The sequence below is a fragment of the Comamonas sp. CMM02 genome (assembly GCF_014851485.1).
Lineage (GTDB): Bacteria > Pseudomonadota > Gammaproteobacteria > Burkholderiales > Burkholderiaceae_C > Comamonas > Comamonas avium.
This window is the reverse complement of sequence record NZ_JACUZW010000001.1, coordinates 863,802-882,246: the sequence shown is the minus strand read 5'-3', so window position 1 is coordinate 882,246 and position 18,445 is coordinate 863,802. Positions and strand designations below refer to the sequence as shown.

14 protein-coding genes are annotated in these 18,445 nt (G+C 55.7%); 10 read left to right on the top strand and 4 right to left on the bottom strand.

Features of this window, described 5'->3' with window-relative positions:
* Window positions 1-22: 22 nt before the first annotated feature.
* Window positions 23-913, bottom strand: coding sequence for a DUF6602 domain-containing protein (locus IB213_RS04000; RefSeq protein ID WP_192405470.1), 891 nt, complete (start codon window positions 911-913; stop codon window positions 23-25).
* Between the two features lie 635 nt (window positions 914-1,548).
* On the opposite strand from IB213_RS04000, the gene IB213_RS03995 reads away from it, so the two are divergent.
* The 3 genes from IB213_RS03995 (at window position 1,549) to IB213_RS03985 (ending at window position 5,707) form a co-directional block, all read left to right on the top strand.
* The gene (locus IB213_RS03995; RefSeq protein WP_192405469.1) at window positions 1,549-3,279 is read left to right on the top strand and encodes an ATP-dependent endonuclease; all 1,731 of its coding nucleotides are present in this window, start codon (window positions 1,549-1,551) and stop codon (window positions 3,277-3,279) included.
* Entirely contained in the window at window positions 3,269-4,696 is a 1,428-nt protein-coding gene (locus tag IB213_RS03990) for a UvrD-helicase domain-containing protein (RefSeq protein ID WP_192405468.1), read from the top strand. The genes IB213_RS03995 and IB213_RS03990 overlap by 11 nt, the downstream gene beginning before the upstream one ends.
* Window positions 4,697-4,933: 237 nt before the next feature.
* A complete protein-coding gene (locus tag IB213_RS03985; protein WP_192405467.1) occupies window positions 4,934-5,707 on the top strand; it encodes a hypothetical protein in 774 nt (257 codons plus the stop codon).
* Window positions 5,708-6,434: 727 nt separating this feature from the next.
* On the opposite strand, the gene IB213_RS03980 is transcribed toward IB213_RS03985, so the two are convergent.
* Together IB213_RS03980 and IB213_RS03975 are read right to left on the bottom strand one after the other, a co-directional pair.
* Window positions 6,435-6,908: a hypothetical protein gene (locus tag IB213_RS03980; protein WP_192405466.1), complete on the bottom strand. Its 474-nt coding sequence runs from the start codon at window positions 6,906-6,908 to the stop codon at window positions 6,435-6,437.
* A 12-nt stretch (window positions 6,909-6,920) separates the two neighbouring features.
* Window positions 6,921-7,442, bottom strand: a complete 522-nt coding sequence (locus IB213_RS03975) for a hypothetical protein (protein WP_192405465.1) — start codon at window positions 7,440-7,442, stop codon at window positions 6,921-6,923.
* A gap of 141 nt (window positions 7,443-7,583) precedes the next feature.
* Here IB213_RS03975 and IB213_RS03970 point away from each other — a divergent pair, with 141 nt between their 5' ends.
* A complete protein-coding gene (locus tag IB213_RS03970; protein ID WP_192405464.1) occupies window positions 7,584-7,916 on the top strand; it encodes a helix-turn-helix domain-containing protein in 333 nt (110 codons plus the stop codon).
* A gap of 73 nt (window positions 7,917-7,989) precedes the next feature.
* Here the strand turns inward: IB213_RS03970 and IB213_RS03965 are convergent, their stop codons facing one another.
* Window positions 7,990-9,003 (bottom strand): hypothetical protein, encoded by a 1,014-nt coding sequence (locus IB213_RS03965; RefSeq protein ID WP_192405463.1) that lies wholly within the window; start codon window positions 9,001-9,003, stop codon window positions 7,990-7,992.
* A gap of 1,069 nt (window positions 9,004-10,072) precedes the next feature.
* On the opposite strand from IB213_RS03965, the gene IB213_RS03960 reads away from it, so the two are divergent.
* The 6 genes from IB213_RS03960 (at window position 10,073) to IB213_RS03935 (ending at window position 18,112) form a co-directional block, all read left to right on the top strand.
* Window positions 10,073-10,870, top strand: a complete 798-nt coding sequence (locus tag IB213_RS03960; RefSeq protein ID WP_192405462.1) for a DNA-binding protein — start codon at window positions 10,073-10,075, stop codon at window positions 10,868-10,870.
* Window positions 10,871-11,251: 381 nt separating this feature from the next.
* Complete coding sequence (locus IB213_RS03955) at window positions 11,252-12,046, top strand: hypothetical protein (RefSeq protein WP_192405461.1); 795 nt, start codon at window positions 11,252-11,254, stop codon at window positions 12,044-12,046.
* An 80-nt stretch (window positions 12,047-12,126) separates the two neighbouring features.
* Complete coding sequence (locus IB213_RS03950) at window positions 12,127-12,963, top strand: DUF1837 domain-containing protein (protein WP_192405460.1); 837 nt, start codon at window positions 12,127-12,129, stop codon at window positions 12,961-12,963.
* Complete coding sequence (locus tag IB213_RS03945) at window positions 12,960-15,098, top strand: DEAD/DEAH box helicase (RefSeq protein ID WP_192405459.1); 2,139 nt, start codon at window positions 12,960-12,962, stop codon at window positions 15,096-15,098. Before IB213_RS03950 ends, IB213_RS03945 begins: the two co-directional genes overlap by 4 nt.
* A gap of 13 nt (window positions 15,099-15,111) precedes the next feature.
* Window positions 15,112-15,486, top strand: coding sequence for a DCL family protein (locus IB213_RS03940; protein ID WP_192405458.1), 375 nt, complete (start codon window positions 15,112-15,114; stop codon window positions 15,484-15,486).
* Window positions 15,487-15,742: 256 nt separating this feature from the next.
* Window positions 15,743-18,112, top strand: coding sequence for a DNA polymerase II (locus tag IB213_RS03935; RefSeq protein WP_192405457.1), 2,370 nt, complete (start codon window positions 15,743-15,745; stop codon window positions 18,110-18,112).
* The last annotated feature ends 333 nt before the right edge of the window (window positions 18,113-18,445 follow it).

Below are 18,445 nucleotides of genomic sequence, written 5' to 3'. Positions count from 1 at the left end.
ACACAGCTAAGGTGTGCAACGCCTACACTCCAGGCAGAGCGCCCCCTAGCGCAACGGGTTGGGTTGGTGCTGCAGGGTAAAAAGTACCCTCTGAAAAAGCAGCGCTCCCGCTCTTCAATAGGTAACGTGCATATGGCAGATCCTCAGTTGTTCGCCCTATGTTTGCCACCGTAGCGAGCTTGTTGATCAAAAACGGGACTTCGCCATCTGGTGTTTTTCCAATGAAGATGTGCGCCGCATTCAAACGATTTTCCAGAACCTGACGCATCTCGTTAGTGAATAAAACTAGTCCGTCTTTGAGAGATACGGTCAAATTCGGAGACAGGTGCTCTGGATAACGGCGACATGCTGTTGCATATCGTTCTGCAAGCGTGGCAGTAGCCAGAGACGATCCATGGCAAAGAATAAAACCATAAATTTGGTCAAATGGCTTGTGTTCTGGGTCAAATGATTCAGACGGAGCGCCTTGCATCGACATTACTGAGCCGTATTTACGGAAGCATGTTGGATCGTTAAGGTAGCGTCGCAATGACTTCACTTTTGCGATTTTATCGACGGCATCGTTGATTTCCGAAGTGCCGACCGAGCTCTTGATTTCACCAACTGCGATGACGCTTTCGCACGGGATATAAGTTGCGGCAGGATCTCCGTTGATGGAAAACACAGGACAATGATCCTTTTCGTAGAGAATCAAATCACATTGGTTCGAGGTGTTTCCGAATGAGTCAATCACACACCCTGTGGCAACAGCTACTTTTGTTGGAAGAACGGATTGCAGTTTGTTTCTCACTTCGTGTTCGCGTGCACTTCCAACGAGCCCTGGGGTAGTTCCGCCTCCGGCTCTTGCAAAGTTGAAAATCAACTCTTCTGCGAGTCCATCAAGAAATTTATGTGGACTGAAAGTTTTGTCCATTGTCTATCCCTCTCTTAGGTCCAACTAGATTTAGAAGAAATGCAACAGGCATTTCTAGTTCATCTAATAAGTTATGAACTTGCAGCTTAGTAGGCAAATTATCTGTTGCAGTGTTTAGACATGCCTAAAATTTTGACCTCAGTCTTTGGTGGATACAGAAGATCAATGACCTAATGGCTGCTTCTGGCCGAGAGCCCCATTTCACTGATGTTTCAGAAAGCAGTCACTGGCTGATTTGCCTTCAGTTTGAGCGTCTGCTTTGGGGATTTATGTCGAACTCACACTCCCGACCACTAGCAGTCCTTCGGGTCAGAACCGCCGGCGGCACGTTTAGGCTGGTTGCTGAAGTTCACCAACGACGGCTTAGCGGCCCCTCAGCTGTGCGCAATTCCTGCTTTTTTGCAGTGACGTACTCATCAACCCTCAGCAAGGGTATTGGCCGGAATTCATCCTATGCTGCCGAACATGGATGTGGACTCCCTTGCGATCGTTGCTGTGTGTTTTGTCTACGCCACACGTCGAGTGGGATCCAGAACCGCCCGTATCGGTAGCGCGCGGCGCCAGCTGCCCGGCCAAGCAAACTGACGAAAAAGCACGGATACTTAGAGGCAATGACGTACGACTAGGGGAGGAGCATGGCGCGCATCCGCCGGCTGGAAATCCGCAACTTCCGCTCGATCAAGACACTCGATTGGGCGCCCTCGGCAGGCATCAACTGCCTCATCGGTCCAGGGGACAGTGGCAAGTCCACCATCCTGGATGCCATCGACTTGTGCTTGGGCGCGCGGCGCAGCGTCAGCATCGCCGACACAGACTTCCACGGGCTTGTCGTCACCGAGCCTATCGTCATCACGGTGACCTTGGGTGGTCTGTCCGACGAGCTGTTGAGTCTGGAGGCCTACGGAGAGTATCTGCGGGGGCATGATCCAGCGACTGGGCAGATCGAGCCGGAACCCAGGGCTGACATCGAGACCGTGTTGACGCTACGCCTTGAGATCGGCGCAGACCTGGAACCGTCATGGCTGCTGTACTCTGAGAGGGCACAAGAGCAAGGGATAGAGCGTGGCCTCGTCTGGAAGCATCGCGCTGCGCTAGCTCCGGCGCGCATCGGCAACTACGCCAGCACTCATTTGTCCTGGAGCCGCAGCTCTGTGCTCAACCGGCTGACTGACGAACGCCCCGAGCTGGGCGCCGAGTTGGCTCGCGCAGCGCGTGACGCGAGAACAGGGTTTGGTAACCAGGCGGGGGCCCAACTGGCCGAGACCCTGCAGGTCGTGACGCGCACCGCCACCGCACTGGGCGTGCCGATAGGCCAGGCCCAGGCAATGCTGGACGCACACGCGGTCTCCATTGGAGATGGTGCGATAGCACTGCACAGCGAGAGCGGCATTCCGCTGCGCTCGCTGGGGACGGGGTCGGCACGGCTGTTGATGGCGGGGCTGCAGCGCGAAGCCGCTCAAGCAGCGACCATCGCACTTGTGGACGAAATCGAGTTCGGCTTGGAGCCTCACCGGCTCAAGCGCCTGCTTGATTCTCTGGGTGCCAAGGACGCGAACCTGCCCCTACAGGCGTTCATGACGACGCACTCGCCCGTTGCGCTGCGCGAGCTCTCCGGCAACCAGTTGTTCATCGTCAGGCGCGAGGGTGATGTTCATGTAGTGCGACCTGCCGGTGTGACCGATCAGGTGCAAAGCATCCTGCGCACGGACCCAGAGGCCTTCCTTGCGAAGTCTGTCCTGGTCTGCGAAGGGGCCAGTGAGATCGGGCTGGCGCGAGGCATCGACCAATATGGCGTGGAGGTTCACAACCGAACGTCGTTCTTCGCGCTCGGCGGCGCATACGTCAATGCAGGGGGCAGCACGCCAGACCAGTGTCTGGACAAAGCGCTCGTCTTGCGCCGGCTAGGCTACAACGTCACTGCATTCATCGATGCGGACAAGCCACCGACATCGGCGCTCCTCGTGACTCTCGCTGCAGAGGGTGTTGGTCTCCTCACCTGGCGGACCGGCCGCGCGTTGGAGGATGAACTGTTCATCAGTATGGCGGACGCGGCGATCGATTCTCTGCTCGCCTACGCCATTGAACGCATTGGCCGAGATGACGTGGCCGAGCACATTCGGTCCAAGTCCGAAGGTCAGAGAACCCTCGAAGCCATCGAGGCTGAGCGAGCAGCGCAGGGCGTCTATTCGGCAGTGACACGCGAGCTCTTGGGCCGCGCAGCGCGGGTCAACAAGAACGGCTGGTTCAAGTCCGTTTCTGCCTATCAGCATGTCGGCCGCACGATCGTGGGACCGCATTGCAACAACTCGGACGCCGGATTTCTCGAGGTGCTGAACCGGCTGTGGGACTTCACCCATGCCGCCTGAGCTCGACCTGCTCTCAGTCGCACGCGGGTCGGTGACTGCGCCGGCAGGCTGCGGCAAGACGCAGCTCATCGCCGATACGTTGGCAGCGCACACCGGCAGTAAGCCCATTCTGGTCTTGACCCACACAAACGCCGGTGTCGCGGCATTGCGGGCTCGCATGGCCAGAGCGGCTATCCCCAATTCGGCGTACCGGATCTCGACAATCGATGGCTTCGCCATGCGACTCGCCGGGAAGTTTCCGCTGCGCAGCGGCCTTCCTGCCCAGACGCTGGAACTTGCCAATCCAGGCCAGGACTATCCGGCGATTCGAGCTGCAGCGGCCAACCTGCTGCAGGCCGGACACATCAACGCGCCGCTACGAGCTACTTACGCAAGGCTACTGGTCGATGAATACCAGGACTGCAATGCGGCACAACATAGCCTGGTGGTCTGGGCCGCGCAGACACTGCCCACGTGCGTGCTCGGTGATCCCATGCAGGCGATCTTCGGGTTCGGTGGCAATCGCCTGGTCAACTGGCAAATCGATGTTGAGGCGCAGTTTCCTGCCTTGGGCATGCTGCAGACGCCTTGGCGCTGGAGGATGGCTGGTACCGAGGAGCTGGGGCAATGGCTGCTGAACGCGCGAGCGCTGCTGCAAGCCGGACGGTCTGTAGACCTACAGGGAGCGCCAGCCGAAGTGCAATGGGTGCAACTGGCCGCGGCGACGGCTGAAGAGCAGCGCCGGGCCGCAGCAAGGACACGCGGGCGCAACGCGCAGGACAGCGTGCTCATCATTGGCGACGCGATGAATGTCCGCGGGCGCTACCAGCTGACTAGCCAGACACCTGGCGCGACGGTAGTGGAGCGCGTCGACCTTGTGGAGCTCATCCAGTTCGCACGATTCTTTGACCCCGCAGGCGCCAATCCGCTAGAGCAAGTGGTCGAGTTTGCCGCGAGCCTGATGACTGGCGTGGGGGCGGCCGTACTACTAGAGCGTGTGCGCGTTCTGCAGCATGGCAGGCCTCGCAATCCACCGACACCAATTGAGGCTGCCGCCTTGGCGTTTGCTCAGGCTCCCAGCGTCGCGGAGGCATCTAGGCTGCTGCAAGCGTTCGCTCGTCAGCCTGGCACTCATGTGTACCGCCCCGAGGTGCTGCGCTGCTGCCAAGCGGCCATGGAGGTCGCCGCTCGTGGCACTTCCACTTTATACGCTGCAGCTCTCCAGGCGCGCGAGCGTCAGCGCCACATGAGTCGGCCGGTTACTCGACGGTCGGTTGGCAGTACCCTGTTGCTCAAAGGACTCGAGGCCGACGTTGCCGTGGTGCTCGAACCCCAGGCCATGACGGCTGCGCACTTGTATGTGGCGCTGACGCGCGGCGCGCGGCAGGTGGTGGTGTGCTCGCCCACCAACATCCTGACGCCACGCGCGGGCGCCTGAAGACGCAACCGTTAACGCACTGCAAGCGCGAGCTTCCTCTACAAACCCACTCAACTGCCGAGCGAGAGCCGTCCTTTGATCTCCGTCAAGCAACATCTCGCGGGCCAGGGCTGAGGCGCCCTCAAGAGGGTTGTCGTAGAGCTGGGTCAGCTGCGGCGTCGTCGACGCCTGATATATCGTACGGCTTGCAAAAGGTACATCTGCATAATAGGCCGCACATAGACAGGGGAGGACCAAGTGGCTGGCGAAGAGAATGTTGTTGAAATGGCGATCATGATGGCGTTGCAGGAGTACTGCCGAGGCAGAAATTTGCAGCAGTTCAGGCCAGTCCCACGTCAGCAAGGCGAGGCACTCCGCCAGTACTGCGGCGACCTTTTTGGCTTGATGGACGATGCTGACCTCATCGCCCTCGAAATCAAGGAGTTGGATGTCGCATCGGGACGGCTGAAGGCGTTCAACACTGATCAGCACGAAGCTGCCAAGCGATTCGAAAGCCTGAAAGTTCCGCTGGCGTATGCGTATAACTCGGTGAGCGTCAACGAACTCGCTTACCACCAATACCCCCAACCCGCATGCTGGGGGGCAACGACTTTGGCTGCGATCAAGCGTTCAACTCCGACGCCCTTGCCTGGGCCTACGCCTGACCTGCTGCAGCATGAAACGCTGCTGGATTGGTTGAACGGCAAACATGGCACGGACGGCTCCACGCTATTCGGTCGCTTGCACGGAAAGATCAAGTCAACGAGGCAGCTCAGAAACGGCGTCCTCGTGCTGCTGTACTCTGTGGAGCAGAGCACCCTGGCCACCATGACCGAACAGGACGTCGTCAAGGTCCTCAACCAGCTCAACCAGACGCAGCTGGGGCCTAGACAGCAGGCGAAGCTGGAAAAAATCCTCGTCGAAAGCGCCAAGGTCTTCAACGCCTTCCAGTCTCCACAGCCGCCAACTCTCCCAGGGCAGTCGGGCAGCGGGCCATCAAATACGCCACGGCCCCCAGACTTTCGCAGGTAGCGAAAGCTCAGCCCATCATTGCAGCCGACCTGCGTGAGCTTCGCTGGCAGGTCAGGTTGAATTTCGACGTTGATCGGCAGCTTTCGGGCACCGAGTTCGGGGAAGCGAGAGACCGCAGCCGCTGAAAAGCTGAAATTGGTATTTCCAACACGGGCTACTGAAATGAAGCGTTGCGCTAGCGACTCTGATTTATCGCACTTGGTTTGTTGACGTTGAATAGCCCTCATAAACACACTCTCTTGCATGCCAATGTCTGGCGGCTTTTGGATGCGAATCGCTGTCGGGCTTCAGATGCAAATGCCTGATGCCTATAAGTTGCTAATCACTGGCGGATTTCATGTGATTACTCAGTTGGAGAACGTTGACACAGGGCTTCTTCATCCAGCGCCGGACGTGGGGTGCAGCGAGCGCGCCTACATCTCGGGCAGCAACTCGCTACACGCCAGTTGCAATACCTCAAAGTAGCAGATGACAGTCAGACGGCTGTATGCGGCTACAAGTGCCTTTTAGCAGTTGACCCAGCACCATCTGCTCGTGCTTAAACGCAGTGAAGCCTGCTATCGCGAATAAACGTGCAGCGCTATAAGACCTGAATACGGAACTTTTTGAGCACTTGATGCGTTTGCGACCGCCGTTGGCCAACACGGACAAGGCGAGCGTACTTTATGGAGCAGGCACGTGCTAATCACCACAAGCTCGTGCCGGCATAAACCACAGCAACTCGGATTTACTTACGCGACGCTGGCTTGCGCATTTGCGCCCTTACCTGTCTGAGTTCAGCCAATGCCTCATCCAGTTTCTCCCAGTTTTCCAATCCATAGTTGATGGCGATCCACAGGCTTTGCTGTGCTTGGTCAGAACTAGCGTAGTCATTCAGATTAGTGCTATAGCCACTGAAACTATTGATGACGAGGTTCGAGTTGGCCTTGTCTGCCACAGAGATCGAAGCCCACCCGTACGACCTATTTACTAAAACTCCACTGCTGCCGTGAATGACAATTTTGGCATCCGCCTTGCGTAATTTTTCGCATACCTCATGATATTTCTTAAATGTGTATCCATTGTTCGCACTAAAGGCCTTGTCCACTTGAGGTGACGATGTCTCGCGATAAATGGTGCAACTCGCGCTCGCAGGCAATGCAAGAGCCACCAAGCAGACGCCCGCAAGAACACGCCGGATGGAAGTGAATTGGAAAGACATTAGAGCGGCTCCTTAAGGTTGTCCGAACAGGGTCTTAAAACGTGCATCCGAGACCGCCTTTTTGAGCGTGTCTTGCACAGCGGGCGCAAAGGCGTCCGCCGCGTTCTTGCAAGCACTTATTGCCGTCCAGCTGGTATCGAAATCGAATCTGTTCGCTGTTTGGTAGCTCGCCCCGGTGCTCGATGAAAGCGTCAGGCTGATTTCCCAGTTCGCGGGCGTGACAGAACTAAAGCTCAATGCGTCTAGACGTCCAGATACCGTGGTAAGTGAGCTGGGCGAGTACGCCTGCGCCATGAACAGCTCTTCCTGAAGCGCGTCATGGATGAACTGCGCGGGTGTTTTGCCGGCGCCGATGCTGATCGGACCATTCGCCCGGCACCAAGGCGACTCATTGACCCCTGCCGCGGTTGTGAAACCCAGCAAGCGCACTTTGGCACCACCCGCTTGCTCCTGGATGTTGATGACGTTGTGCGTGGATGCTTTGTATTGAGTGCCACCGCTGGTGGTTGAGCAGCCTGCTAGTAAAGCAGCCATAGACACTACCGATATGTAAACGATTACTTTCTTCATTGCTCGCTTTTGTGACTTTTATAAACATCAACCAGTGACTTATATATACATCACTGATTGATGTGTTTGTAACACAAGAAAGTGGCTTAGGCACCATCCACGTCCATGACTGCCACACGCCCCTCTCCATTTCCTACCTCCACGCCTTTGTCGTTGGCAGAGGCTTTGGGAAAGCGCGTGAAAGCATGTCGCCATCAGGCGGGGAAATCGCAAGAAGTTGTGGCCGTAGAAGCTGGCATTGATCGCTCCTTTATTTCCGCTGTTGAGCGAGGAGCTGCGAACCCATCGATTGAGTCGCTGGGCAATATTTGCTACGCACTAAACATCACGCTGTCGGATCTGCTCAAACCTTTAGATGGCGTGTCTTTAGCGCCGACCGGAGAACGCCGTGCAAACGCAGCAAAACCTGTTGCGGTTAAACGTAGCCGACTGCGTTGACGATTCGAATGATCACTGCTGTGACCCTTTGACGAGCAAATTGCGCATCTCTACGGAGCAGAACGATGGCTACTCAAACCCCAAGAATCCTCATCGATATGAGAGATGCAGCGTGTTGCTTTGCCTCCTCAATGCTGCCTGCATACCCTGCCGGAGCAGACCAGCTTGCGTTTTCAGCGTGATAAGACCAAGTGCCGGGAGCATCCGAGTCCTGCCAGACATAGGCCGTATAACCTCCATAGTGGGCAGCATTGACTTGAGTTTCATCATCGACATACCAGCCTGCTGCGTCTAGTCGCCGCAAGATTGCATTTGTGCGATCAGCGATCACAGTCTCCTCGGTGAATTCGATGCGCCCAACTCCCACAGCACCTTGGCGTGTGCAGCATGCAAATGTCAGCGGCATATCGCTGTGTGTGGATGCAGCCACTGCATGCATCACGCGTGAGCGATGACTGAGGGCATGCCCGCGTTCATCTCGAGCCTGCGCCAGGTACGCCACCATGGCATGCGTTGGACGATGGCCGCAGACCGCCTCGGCTTTGCCTGCAGCAACAGCACTCAGTGCCTCAGCCATCTGACGCATCGCTGGGCCTGTTTTGCGCGCAGACTCTACTTCTAGCCAGATCACCTGGGCGCCTTTGATCGCCAACCCATCAGGCATCTTGGTCAATGCACCGGCTGAGCGGCGCAGTACAGCCTCTGGCAGGATGCCAAACCCACGCTTGCGCAATTCCACGAGCACTTGGGCTGCAAGCAAATCATGCATCCAGGTCAGCGGTGGTCGCCAAGTACCGTTGATCGTTTCGCCGATGTCTTTGCCAGAGCGGGTAGCGAACCCAGCTTCTGCAAGCAACTGCACCCCCCTGGCAGCCAGCATCAGTGCACGACCAGCTCGTTCGGGCAACTTGCGCTCAAGAACCAGGCCACGACGTCGCCAGGAGCGCACTAGGCGTTCTGCTTGCTTGTGAGCGTGCATACCCGTAAACATGAGAGCACTGAGCTCCGCGGTACGTAGCCAGCCGAAATCAGAAATCCAGCGCAGGCCGCGTACGTCGTTGTGGTGGTGTTGATCGAGAGGCGTCATATGAGGTATAGCGTGCGCAGAGCAGTTGCCGCATACCTTTTTCGACCTGTTCCTGCACATATTCCTGACCTTGGCCACTGTGGAACATGTTGGTATTTCGAAGGCCAGCCCGTGTGCCCAACGGCGGATACGCAGAGGCTATGTGACTTGGCATCGAGAACGCTCTGCTGCGTAGGGCGTTTTAGCGCTCCTTCTCTTTCGAGCACTACGCCCACCTGCGCGCCTTGGGCGCTGCTAGCAGGTGGAGCTGCGCGGACTGGGTCGCTGCGCTCTTGGCCGTCCTTGCCTTCACGCAAACGATCCACTGCGTGGTCGTTTTCTCCAGCACCCGCACTGCGGCGGGCTTGGGGGCGCTCCACTGGCCTACGGCCATCCCCCTTGGGGACCGCTACGCGGGCGGGCATGCAGCTTTCTCATGTCGCCCAGCTCTTAGCTGGTCACCACCACCGTCCTGCCCCCACCGACCGCAAGGCGGTTCGGCGTGGCCCCGTAGCAGGACGCTTTTCGAAACCCGCATGCCCGCCCCCATGGGCCGGGAGCGCGGGCTTCGCCCCCAATGAGCTTTTTTGCCGCCTGTCGCAAAGCTCCAAGCTCGCGGCAAAAAACTCATTGGCTCCCCGACCAAGCTGCCGCCTGGACTGGGGCTGTCGCCCCCACACCACCGGCTCCCGGACGCCTGTCGCAAAGCTCCTGGCTCGCGTCCGTGCCCGATGTTGCGGCCCCCCCGCTTAAGCCCTTCGGCGCAAGCGCCTCAGGCCCCTGCTCGCACGCTCGGTTGAGGCGGTTCTAAACGCTTTGCAGTGAATCAGCATGTGTAACTACCTCGCGCTGCAGAGGCTGTGGACGCAAAAAAGCCCGGGCATAAAGCCCGGGCGGAGAGGTACGAGGAAACAATGACGAATCGAGACCTACATATGCGCGCAACTGGACATTCTGACCTCCAACATACGTAGTCCTCATACCTGTATAGGGCGTGACGCATAGGATGTTCACGCTTTAATGCAAAAAAGTTGGAACGATTTTTCTGTAATGGCTAGGCGGCCTAGAGGAACCATCTCATCAGCATGAAATGGGTGCATTCATCCCAGTGTGGATTGCATATACACCTGTAGACGATATCAAGATCAGTACCGTATTCATACAGTATCGATATCGTTTAGATATCAATCGTGATATCGCTCTACCTCGTTTAGGAGCCTCTCACATGAGTACTCGCCTCGTCACCAAAGACCTCGTTTTCAGCGCCGCAGACAAGCTGGTCGCCGAAGGCAAACAACCTTCCCAGAATGCCATCCTCTATGCAATTGGAGGAGGCAGCATCAGCACCATTGCGCCTTTCTTGAAGGAATGGCGCAGTAATGCCGCAACAGTTAAAGCTGCAAGCGCCAAGCCACTCCCGGCAGGCCTGTTGCGCGAACTGGAACTGCTGCAGCGCCAAGCTGAAGATGCCGTGCGCAAGGCATGTGACACCGAGCTTCTAGATGCCAGTGACATGGAGCAGCAGCTAATCCAAGAAAACGGGCAGCTACAGTCACAAGTCACGGCACTGCTGGCCCAACTGCAAGAAGCGAGGGAAGGCGCCACAGCAGCGCAGGCTCAACTCACCCACTTCCAGGCAGAGCATGCAGCACTGAAGAAAGAGCTGTGCGATGAACGTGCTAGTACAGCGGAACTGCGCATTGAACTCGCTAAAGCCAATTGGCGCCTTGAAGAGAACGTCCCTCGATTAGAGCAAGAACTGATCGCGTGCCGCGATCAACTGGGTACAGCACTTCAAGCTCACGCAAATGCAGAGCTCAAAGCCGCGGTTTCGCTGGAGCGTGTTAACGGGCTTGAGCAACGCTTGGCAGACGTACTCTCCAATTGAGCAAACTCTCAATGCTCCCCGCTTGACCAGCTCCAGTCCGACCTACTGCCACCCAGTCTAGGGGGCTCTCTGGAGCTCTCAGCAACTCGTCGTGGCCTCCAGGCTTCGCATCAACCGTCGCTTGCATCCTGCAATACCGCCGCGACGTTTGATGCGCTCAATGACAGCTGACGCCGCACACTCTGCCATCGCCGCATCTCCTACTCCTCGCAGTAAGTGGGCGGCTTTTACAGCTAAGCCGCCTGAGCAAGATGCACGCGAGGTGCCACAGATATATTTTTTTCACGAAAACGTGAATTACAGCCCGTCATGGGGGGTGGTGCGTTCCTACATTCATTTATGGAGCGCAGATTCAGCTCCACCAACTCTAGGAGATTCCATATGACAGCTACCCTTGCCAACAACTTGTTGGTCACCTACTACCCCGATGGCACTATCGATTCGGTGTGCGTCAACCCTGACGATGAACTTTACGCTGAAATCATCGATTCCGGTGTAGCGTGTGCCTACATCCCCGCTGGGAGCCCAGCCTCCGACATTGAGCGATTGGCTCCAAAGCCTTCCCTGCCTTCTTCTGATGAGATACGGGAGGAGCTTGAAGCTGATTACCTCGCGGAGAAAGAAGCGCTTGCAAAGTTTCAAACCGAAGAGCGTTCGCATGCTTTGGCAATCTCTTTGCAGCTTCAGCGTCTCTTCGAAGCAGGCTGTCGTATCGCACTGCTCAACCCTAGTCATCCGAATGCTGAGTTCATCGTTCGCGTTTCAACAGCCCACGATCAACTCCTGCTGCAAGCGCCTGCTTGTGGCGGCCTCTACTCCGATATTTACTGTGTGCTTGAAGCCGATGAGTTCTCCCTGCGTCGCTACGCACCAGAGTCAGGCAAGCGTTTTTCATTGGCTGCCGCCGCTTACGTTCGTCGTTGCCTTTACAAGTTCGCCTTTAGCAGATTTGCACCCTCTTGCTTGCCTGAGCAAATCGGCGCCTTGAACAACTGCCCGACCGTGGATGATGAGGATGCCTATTACTCAACGACACACGTCGCACTTATGCGTAATAAGACCGAGATCGGCAGAGGCGTCCGGCGGCTCACAGGCAAATTAGAGTCAAACTTCAGTTACATGCAGTATCCTTTGGTGAGAAGCGCCGGAACGTGGCGCGCTTCTGGTCTTTCGTGAAACCTATTGGCGTTTCGTGCTGCATGGGGATTCTTCGCGGAAGGAAATATTTCTTAGTTCGCCCTAGAGTGCGCCCGTGAATGCCAGTTTTTTTTGATGTGCATTGCAGAAACCTTCAGCTCGACCCGATGCTGCATGGCGTCTGTGCTGGATTTGAATCTGGCGCTTGGCGAGCTAAACAGCTCTCTCACTACCTGATGGAGTGGCTGCCGGAGTTTTGCCTCTCCTTTTCCGAGCATGAATCCATCAAAGGCACTAACGCGGTAAGCCAGCTTCGCGCCGCTGCCCAGACCGTCTACGACACGGACAAGTATGACCGGCGTGGAGAGTTCGGTGAGCTCCTGCTGCACGCCCTACTACGTGAGACGAAACAGACGCAGCTTGCTATTAGCAAGATTTTCTTCAAGGACTCGGTCAACAACACGGTCAAGGGCTTCGACGCCATCCACGTCATTGATACCCCCCAGGGTCTTGAGCTCTGGCTAGGGGAAGTGAAGTTCTACAAAGACATTGGAAAAGCTATCAGCGACGTTGCCGCCGAGCTGGAAGTCCACTTCAAGGACGACTACCTCAAGAAGGAATTTCTGCTCATCACTCGCAAGCTCGACCCAGCCTGGTCTGGCACTCCGAAGCTCAAGGAACTCCTGCACCGAAACACGTCGCTGGACAAGGTGGTCTCCACGATCGTCGTTCCGGTTCTGCTGGCCTATGAAAGTCCGACGACACAAGCCTATACGCGGGCCTGCGCTGAGTACACCCAGAAGCTCGAGGCCGAGCTCGCTCAACTTCATGCTCGATTCAAGAAAGCCAACACAGTGACACGCGTCCGTATTGAGCTCTTCCTCTTTCCCATGTCGAGTAAGGCAGATCTCCTTGATCAGCTCCACAAACGGCTCATCGCCGCACAGAACATATGAGCTACGCCGATTTACGCGACACCCTGTTGAACGGCAACAATGGCGGCGAGTTCGACTCCTTTAAGTTCTTAGCAGACCTTTCTGCCTTCACGTCACTGGCTGAGGCGGATGACAATCTTCAGGAGGCGCGCGACATTCTCATTCGTGTCTTGGAAGATTCTGCCAAGTTCAAAGGCTACGAGGCAATCATCCAGACCCTGCTTCGCAACGTTGGCCTCTTCCCATATCTTGACTTCAAGAATGCCGATGCTGCAGATCAACTCGCTGCAGAGGCTCACAGGCCAGAAGCGATGCCCGAGAACATCGTATTCACTGCAAAGCAGGCTGAGGTCTATCGCGAATTGATGGCCGGGCGCAGCGTTGTTTTGAGCGCGCCTACCAGCTTCGGCAAGAGCCTGATCATCGACGCTGTCATTGCGTCGGACAAGTACCGCTGCGTCGTTGTGGTGGTTCCGACCCTCGCGTTGGTGGACGAAACGCGCCGTCGCCTATTGAAGTTTCGAGACCGCTACAAGATCATTACCCATCTAAGTCAAGAACCGGCCGAACGCAACATCTTTGTCCACACTCAGGAGCGAGTTGTTGAGAACTCCAATATTCGGGATGTTGACTTCTTCGTTATCGACGAGTTTTACAAGCTACACATTGAGGACTCTCCCGAAAGCGACGAACGTGCGGTGCTGTTGAACCATGCGTTTTACAAGCTGGCCAAACGTGCCAAGCAGTTCTACATGCTTGGACCCAGCATCCACGAGTTGCCTGACGGTTTTGGTCCGAACTATCGCTGCCTGTTTATTCGTACTGACTTCAGCACAGTGGCCTCGGACTCGCACCTAGTCCCAGATGGCAAGGACGACATCTCCCGGTTGAAGGCGCTAGTACCCAATCTTGCAGGGCCTACCCTTGTGTTCAGCGGGTCGGTCGGTGGGGCCAGAAAGTTTGGGCGAGCAATCGCAGAGGAGCGTTCGGAGTTCAGGCCGAAAGAAGCGCTCAAACAGGCTATCGCCTGGCTCAGCGCCAACTACTCGCCGAAGTGGGGGTTAGTCAACGCACTTTCGCGTGGCGTTGGTATTCATCACGGCAAACTCCCTCGCTCTATCGCTCAGTTACTAGTTCGTCTGTTCAATGGTGGTTTCCTAGATTATCTAGTCTGCACGTCGACTCTCATCGAAGGCGTAAACACTGCGGCTCGAAATGTTGTTATCGTGGACAATAAGATCAACAAGAAGAAATACGACTACTTCACCTTCAACAACATCCGTGGTCGGTCTGGCCGTATGTGGCAGCACTACGTGGGTCACGTATATCTCTTCAATTCCCCGCCGAACCGTGAGCTTGAGTTCGTCGATGTGCCGGTCTTTACTCAGAACGAGAGTGCCCCTGACGCACTGCTCGTGCAACTTGAACAACAAGACCTTTCCGACGATGCGAAGGCTCGGGTGAGCCAAATCTGGAAGCAAGCGGTGCTTTCTCCGCAAACTATTCAGCAGAACGTCGGCATCGACCCACAAGGCCAGATTGAAATGGCAAAGGAAATTGAGGCCCGCCTCCAGGAATTGATGCCACTCTTGTGCTGGACTGGGCAGCCCACATACGATCAGACAAAAGAAATATTTGATCTTGCTTGGCGACACTTCAAGGTGAAGACTGGATCAGGCGTGCGCTCAGCAAGCCAGCTGACGCTACTGGTGAATAGGTACAGGAAAAACCCTGACTATTCGGCACAATTGAGCGCCGCCATCGCAGGAAAGATAGGAGATGACGCTGACGAGGCTTTGGAGTCGTTTTTGGAATTCGCACGCCAGTGGCTCAGTTTCAAAGCGCCAAGGCTCGTGAGTGCGGTGGGGAGAATACAAAGCGACATCCTTTTGCGGCACAACATTCGGCCGGGTAACTACGCATTCTTTTGCACCCAGCTGGAATCCTTGTTCATGAACCCCGTCGTTATTGCTCTTGAAGAATACGGAGTGCCCATCCAGATTGCGTCGCGACTCGTCCCAATGCTAGGCGAGCCCAAAACATTGGATGACGCATTGGCCAGTCTTGCTAGGCGCAAGCCAGCCGAGTTCAGTGGCCTCACTATGTTTGAGCGAGTCCTTATCAGCCCTTTGTGCGCACGACCGGCTGCCCAATAAAAATTCAGGCAAGATGATTGACAATGTCAATCTTGGAGAAAGCATGGGAAAGGCGAAACCTATATTCCTCACGTCTGGCCGTCATTGGTCCAAGAAGGGCGATGCGCGTGCTCACTTTAAGGATATGCTCAGCCGCTACAGCGCAGGGGATCGAGTCAATGACCCAAGCGATCATGCGGACCTCGCTGCGCTCCTTGCCGTCTATGACTCGGTGCTTGCTACTGGCGAGCCAACCAAAGCTGGCTGCGGAGTCAGCCACTTCGAGAAGCGGTGGGATACAGACCATCCTGGCTATACCGCGTGCTTTTTCGTGGTGCGAACAGATGGAACAAGTATCGACTTCAGCACGATCAAAGCTCTCGATGTCGCCTCGGATAAAGCAAGCTGAGCGTACGAAAAGCGAATAGCCACGATGTCCATTGGCGCTTCGTGACGTAGATGATCGCTTTCGTCAGTGAAACGGGCTAGCATCTTGGTAACAGTTCGGAGACAGGTTTCAGGCTTTAGCTGACACCCATCTGATATATCTGAGCGTCTGTACCCAGACTAACGCTGCCTGCGGCAGGTGAACTTCTGCGTAGATAAAAATCTCTCTATTTAATCGCCGAGAATTCGCTCTACCTATCTCACAGTTCTGCGACTTCGTGCCTGCTTCACCCACCCTCGGCTTCATCCTGACCCGCAATTGGCGAGATAGCAGCTCGGGGACGGTGGTCGAATATTGGCTTGCTACCGATGTAGGTGCCCTCAAGGTGGTGTTGACTAAGCAAACCTCAGTTGCGTTTGTCGAGGCGCAGCACAAGGCAGTGGTTCAAGCCCAGCTTCTGGGTTCAACGGATATGTACCTGAAGGAGTTGGAGCTCAAGAGCTTTCAGAACCAGCCGGTACTGGGCATCTACGCCAAGCAGTTTCGCCAGCTAGGCAAGCTGGCGCGAGCCTTGCAGCCTCAAGGCATCTCACTGCTGGAGGCGGACATACGTCCGCATGAGCGTTATTTGATGGAACGCTTCATCACCGCTAGCGTGGAGATCCATGGCGGGCGTATGGAACATGGGGTGTGCCAGGACTGCAAGTTGTCGCCTGCCCCGGATTACAGGCCGAACCTGAAGGTGGTTTCCCTCGATATTGAAACCAGCCAGAACCTTGAGCTTTATTCCATTGCCTTGGATGGATTGGATGAACGCGTGGTCTTCATGCTGGGTGAACCTGCTGCTGGTGCCATTGAGCCCATAGACTTTGCCTTGCGGTACTACTCCAGTCGCAGGGCCATGATCGAGGCGCTTAACTACTGGTTTGAACAGCATGATCCAGACGTCATCATTGGCTGGAATGTTGTTCAGTTCGATCTGCGCGTGCTTCAAAAGAATGCGGACGATGCACATACACCATTGCTGCTGGGGCGAGAGCGTCAACCCATGGCATGGCGTGCCCATCCAGGCAAGCAGGAGTATCTCTTTGCACCCATGCCTGGGCGCGTGGCTATCGATGGCATTGAAGCACTGCGCGCAGCCATGTGGAGCTTTCCATCTTTCAGTCTGGAAAACGTCGCACAGCAACTGCTGGGCGAAGGCAAAGATATTGGATCTGAATACGACAAGCTAGCGGAGATCGAGCGCCGCTATCGGGAAGACAAGCCGGCACTAGCAGCCTACAACATCAAAGATTGCGAATTGGTGCTGCGCATCTTTGAAAAAACCAAGCTGTTGTCATTCGCCATGGAGCGAGCCCATACAACAGGGCTACAGCTTGATCATTTTGGGGGCTCCATTGCTGCGTTTAGCCACCACTATCTGCCCCGTATGCACCGCTTGGGATATGTCGCACCGAATGTGGGTGACGTACAAGGTAAGTCATCGCCAGGTGGATACGTCATGGACTCTAAGCCAGGTTTTTATGACTCCGTCTTGGTCTTGGATTACAAAAGCTTGTATCCCTCCATCATCAGGACCTTCTTGGTGGATCCAGTGGGGTTGGTTGAAGGCTCATTCAACGCATCTGATGATCCCATCAAAGGGCCCCTTGATACGCTGTTCTCACGAGACAAGCATTGTCTGCCAGGCATCGTGACGACTTTGTGGAAGGCACGTGACGAGGCCAAGCGCAATAAGAATGAGCCGCTGTCCCAAGCACTGAAGCTGGTAATGAACTCTTTTGCGGGCGTGCTGGGAGCAGCTGAATGCCGTTTCTTCAATCCTAAGTTGATCTCTGCCATCACGCTGCGTGGGCATACCATGGTCAAAGCGACCCGTGACTTTGTAGAGCAGCGAGGGTATGAGGCCATATATGGCGACACAGATTCGATTTTTATCTGGCTCAAAAGCAAACACACAAACGAGCAGGCCTATGTCGTCGCTGCGGAACTTGTCAGAGATATCAATGCTTGGTGGACTCAAAAGCTGCGGGACGAAGAAGGCTTGGAGAGCCATCTCGAAATTGAATTCGACACCCACTTCAAGAAGTTCTTCATGCCCACCATCCGTGGATCAGATGTTGGCAGCAAGAAGCGCTATGCCGGCTTGAGCGTTGATGCAGAAGACAATGAATCCATGATTTTTAGGGGGCTAGAGATGGCGCGCAGCGACTGGACGCTGCTTGCGCGCCAGTTCCAAGATGGATTGCTTTCACGCGTTTTTAAAGGTGAGCCTTATCAGCAGTGGGTTGCTGAGTATGTCGATGCCACTTTGGCGGGGCTCAAGGATGACCTGCTTATCTACCGCAAGCGCTTGCGGCATCACTTGGATGAATACGTGAAAAACGTGCCCCCGCAAGTGAGAGCAGCGCGCATTGCGGACGAATTTAACCACCGCATGGATCGCCCACGACAGTACCAAACCGGTGGCTGGATTCAGTACGTCATGACTAGAAATGGGCCAGAGCCATTGGAAGTGCGCACCTCTACCATTGATTATGACCACTACCTTAGCAAGCAGCTTCAGCCCATTGCTGATGCAATCTTGGTGCCGCTGGGGGATAGCTTTACTGCGCTGATTTCTCCCCAGAAACCTCTCTTCTGATTAGCAACGCTTGTAATGCAGCGATTGCTGCTACTCATGACTGCATCGTGACCTATCGGTCACGGCTACATAACGGTCATCCGAGCATCAAGGCTGGTGACTGGCCAACAACAGGTTTCAGATGAGCAGCCGACAGTGACCGTCAGTGCAGCCTGGGGAGCTGCTAGAAGTTCGCTATCGCGGCTCATGAACTGGTTCTGTCGACCCATAGCAGCCGATCAAACCTCTTTAGGCTTTGACTGGCTTGCAGCCGATTGGCCCCCACCGAGTTCAGAGCCGGTATGACTGATTTTTTCGAAACTGCAGTCATTAACTAAAAGTGAGGAAGCAGTT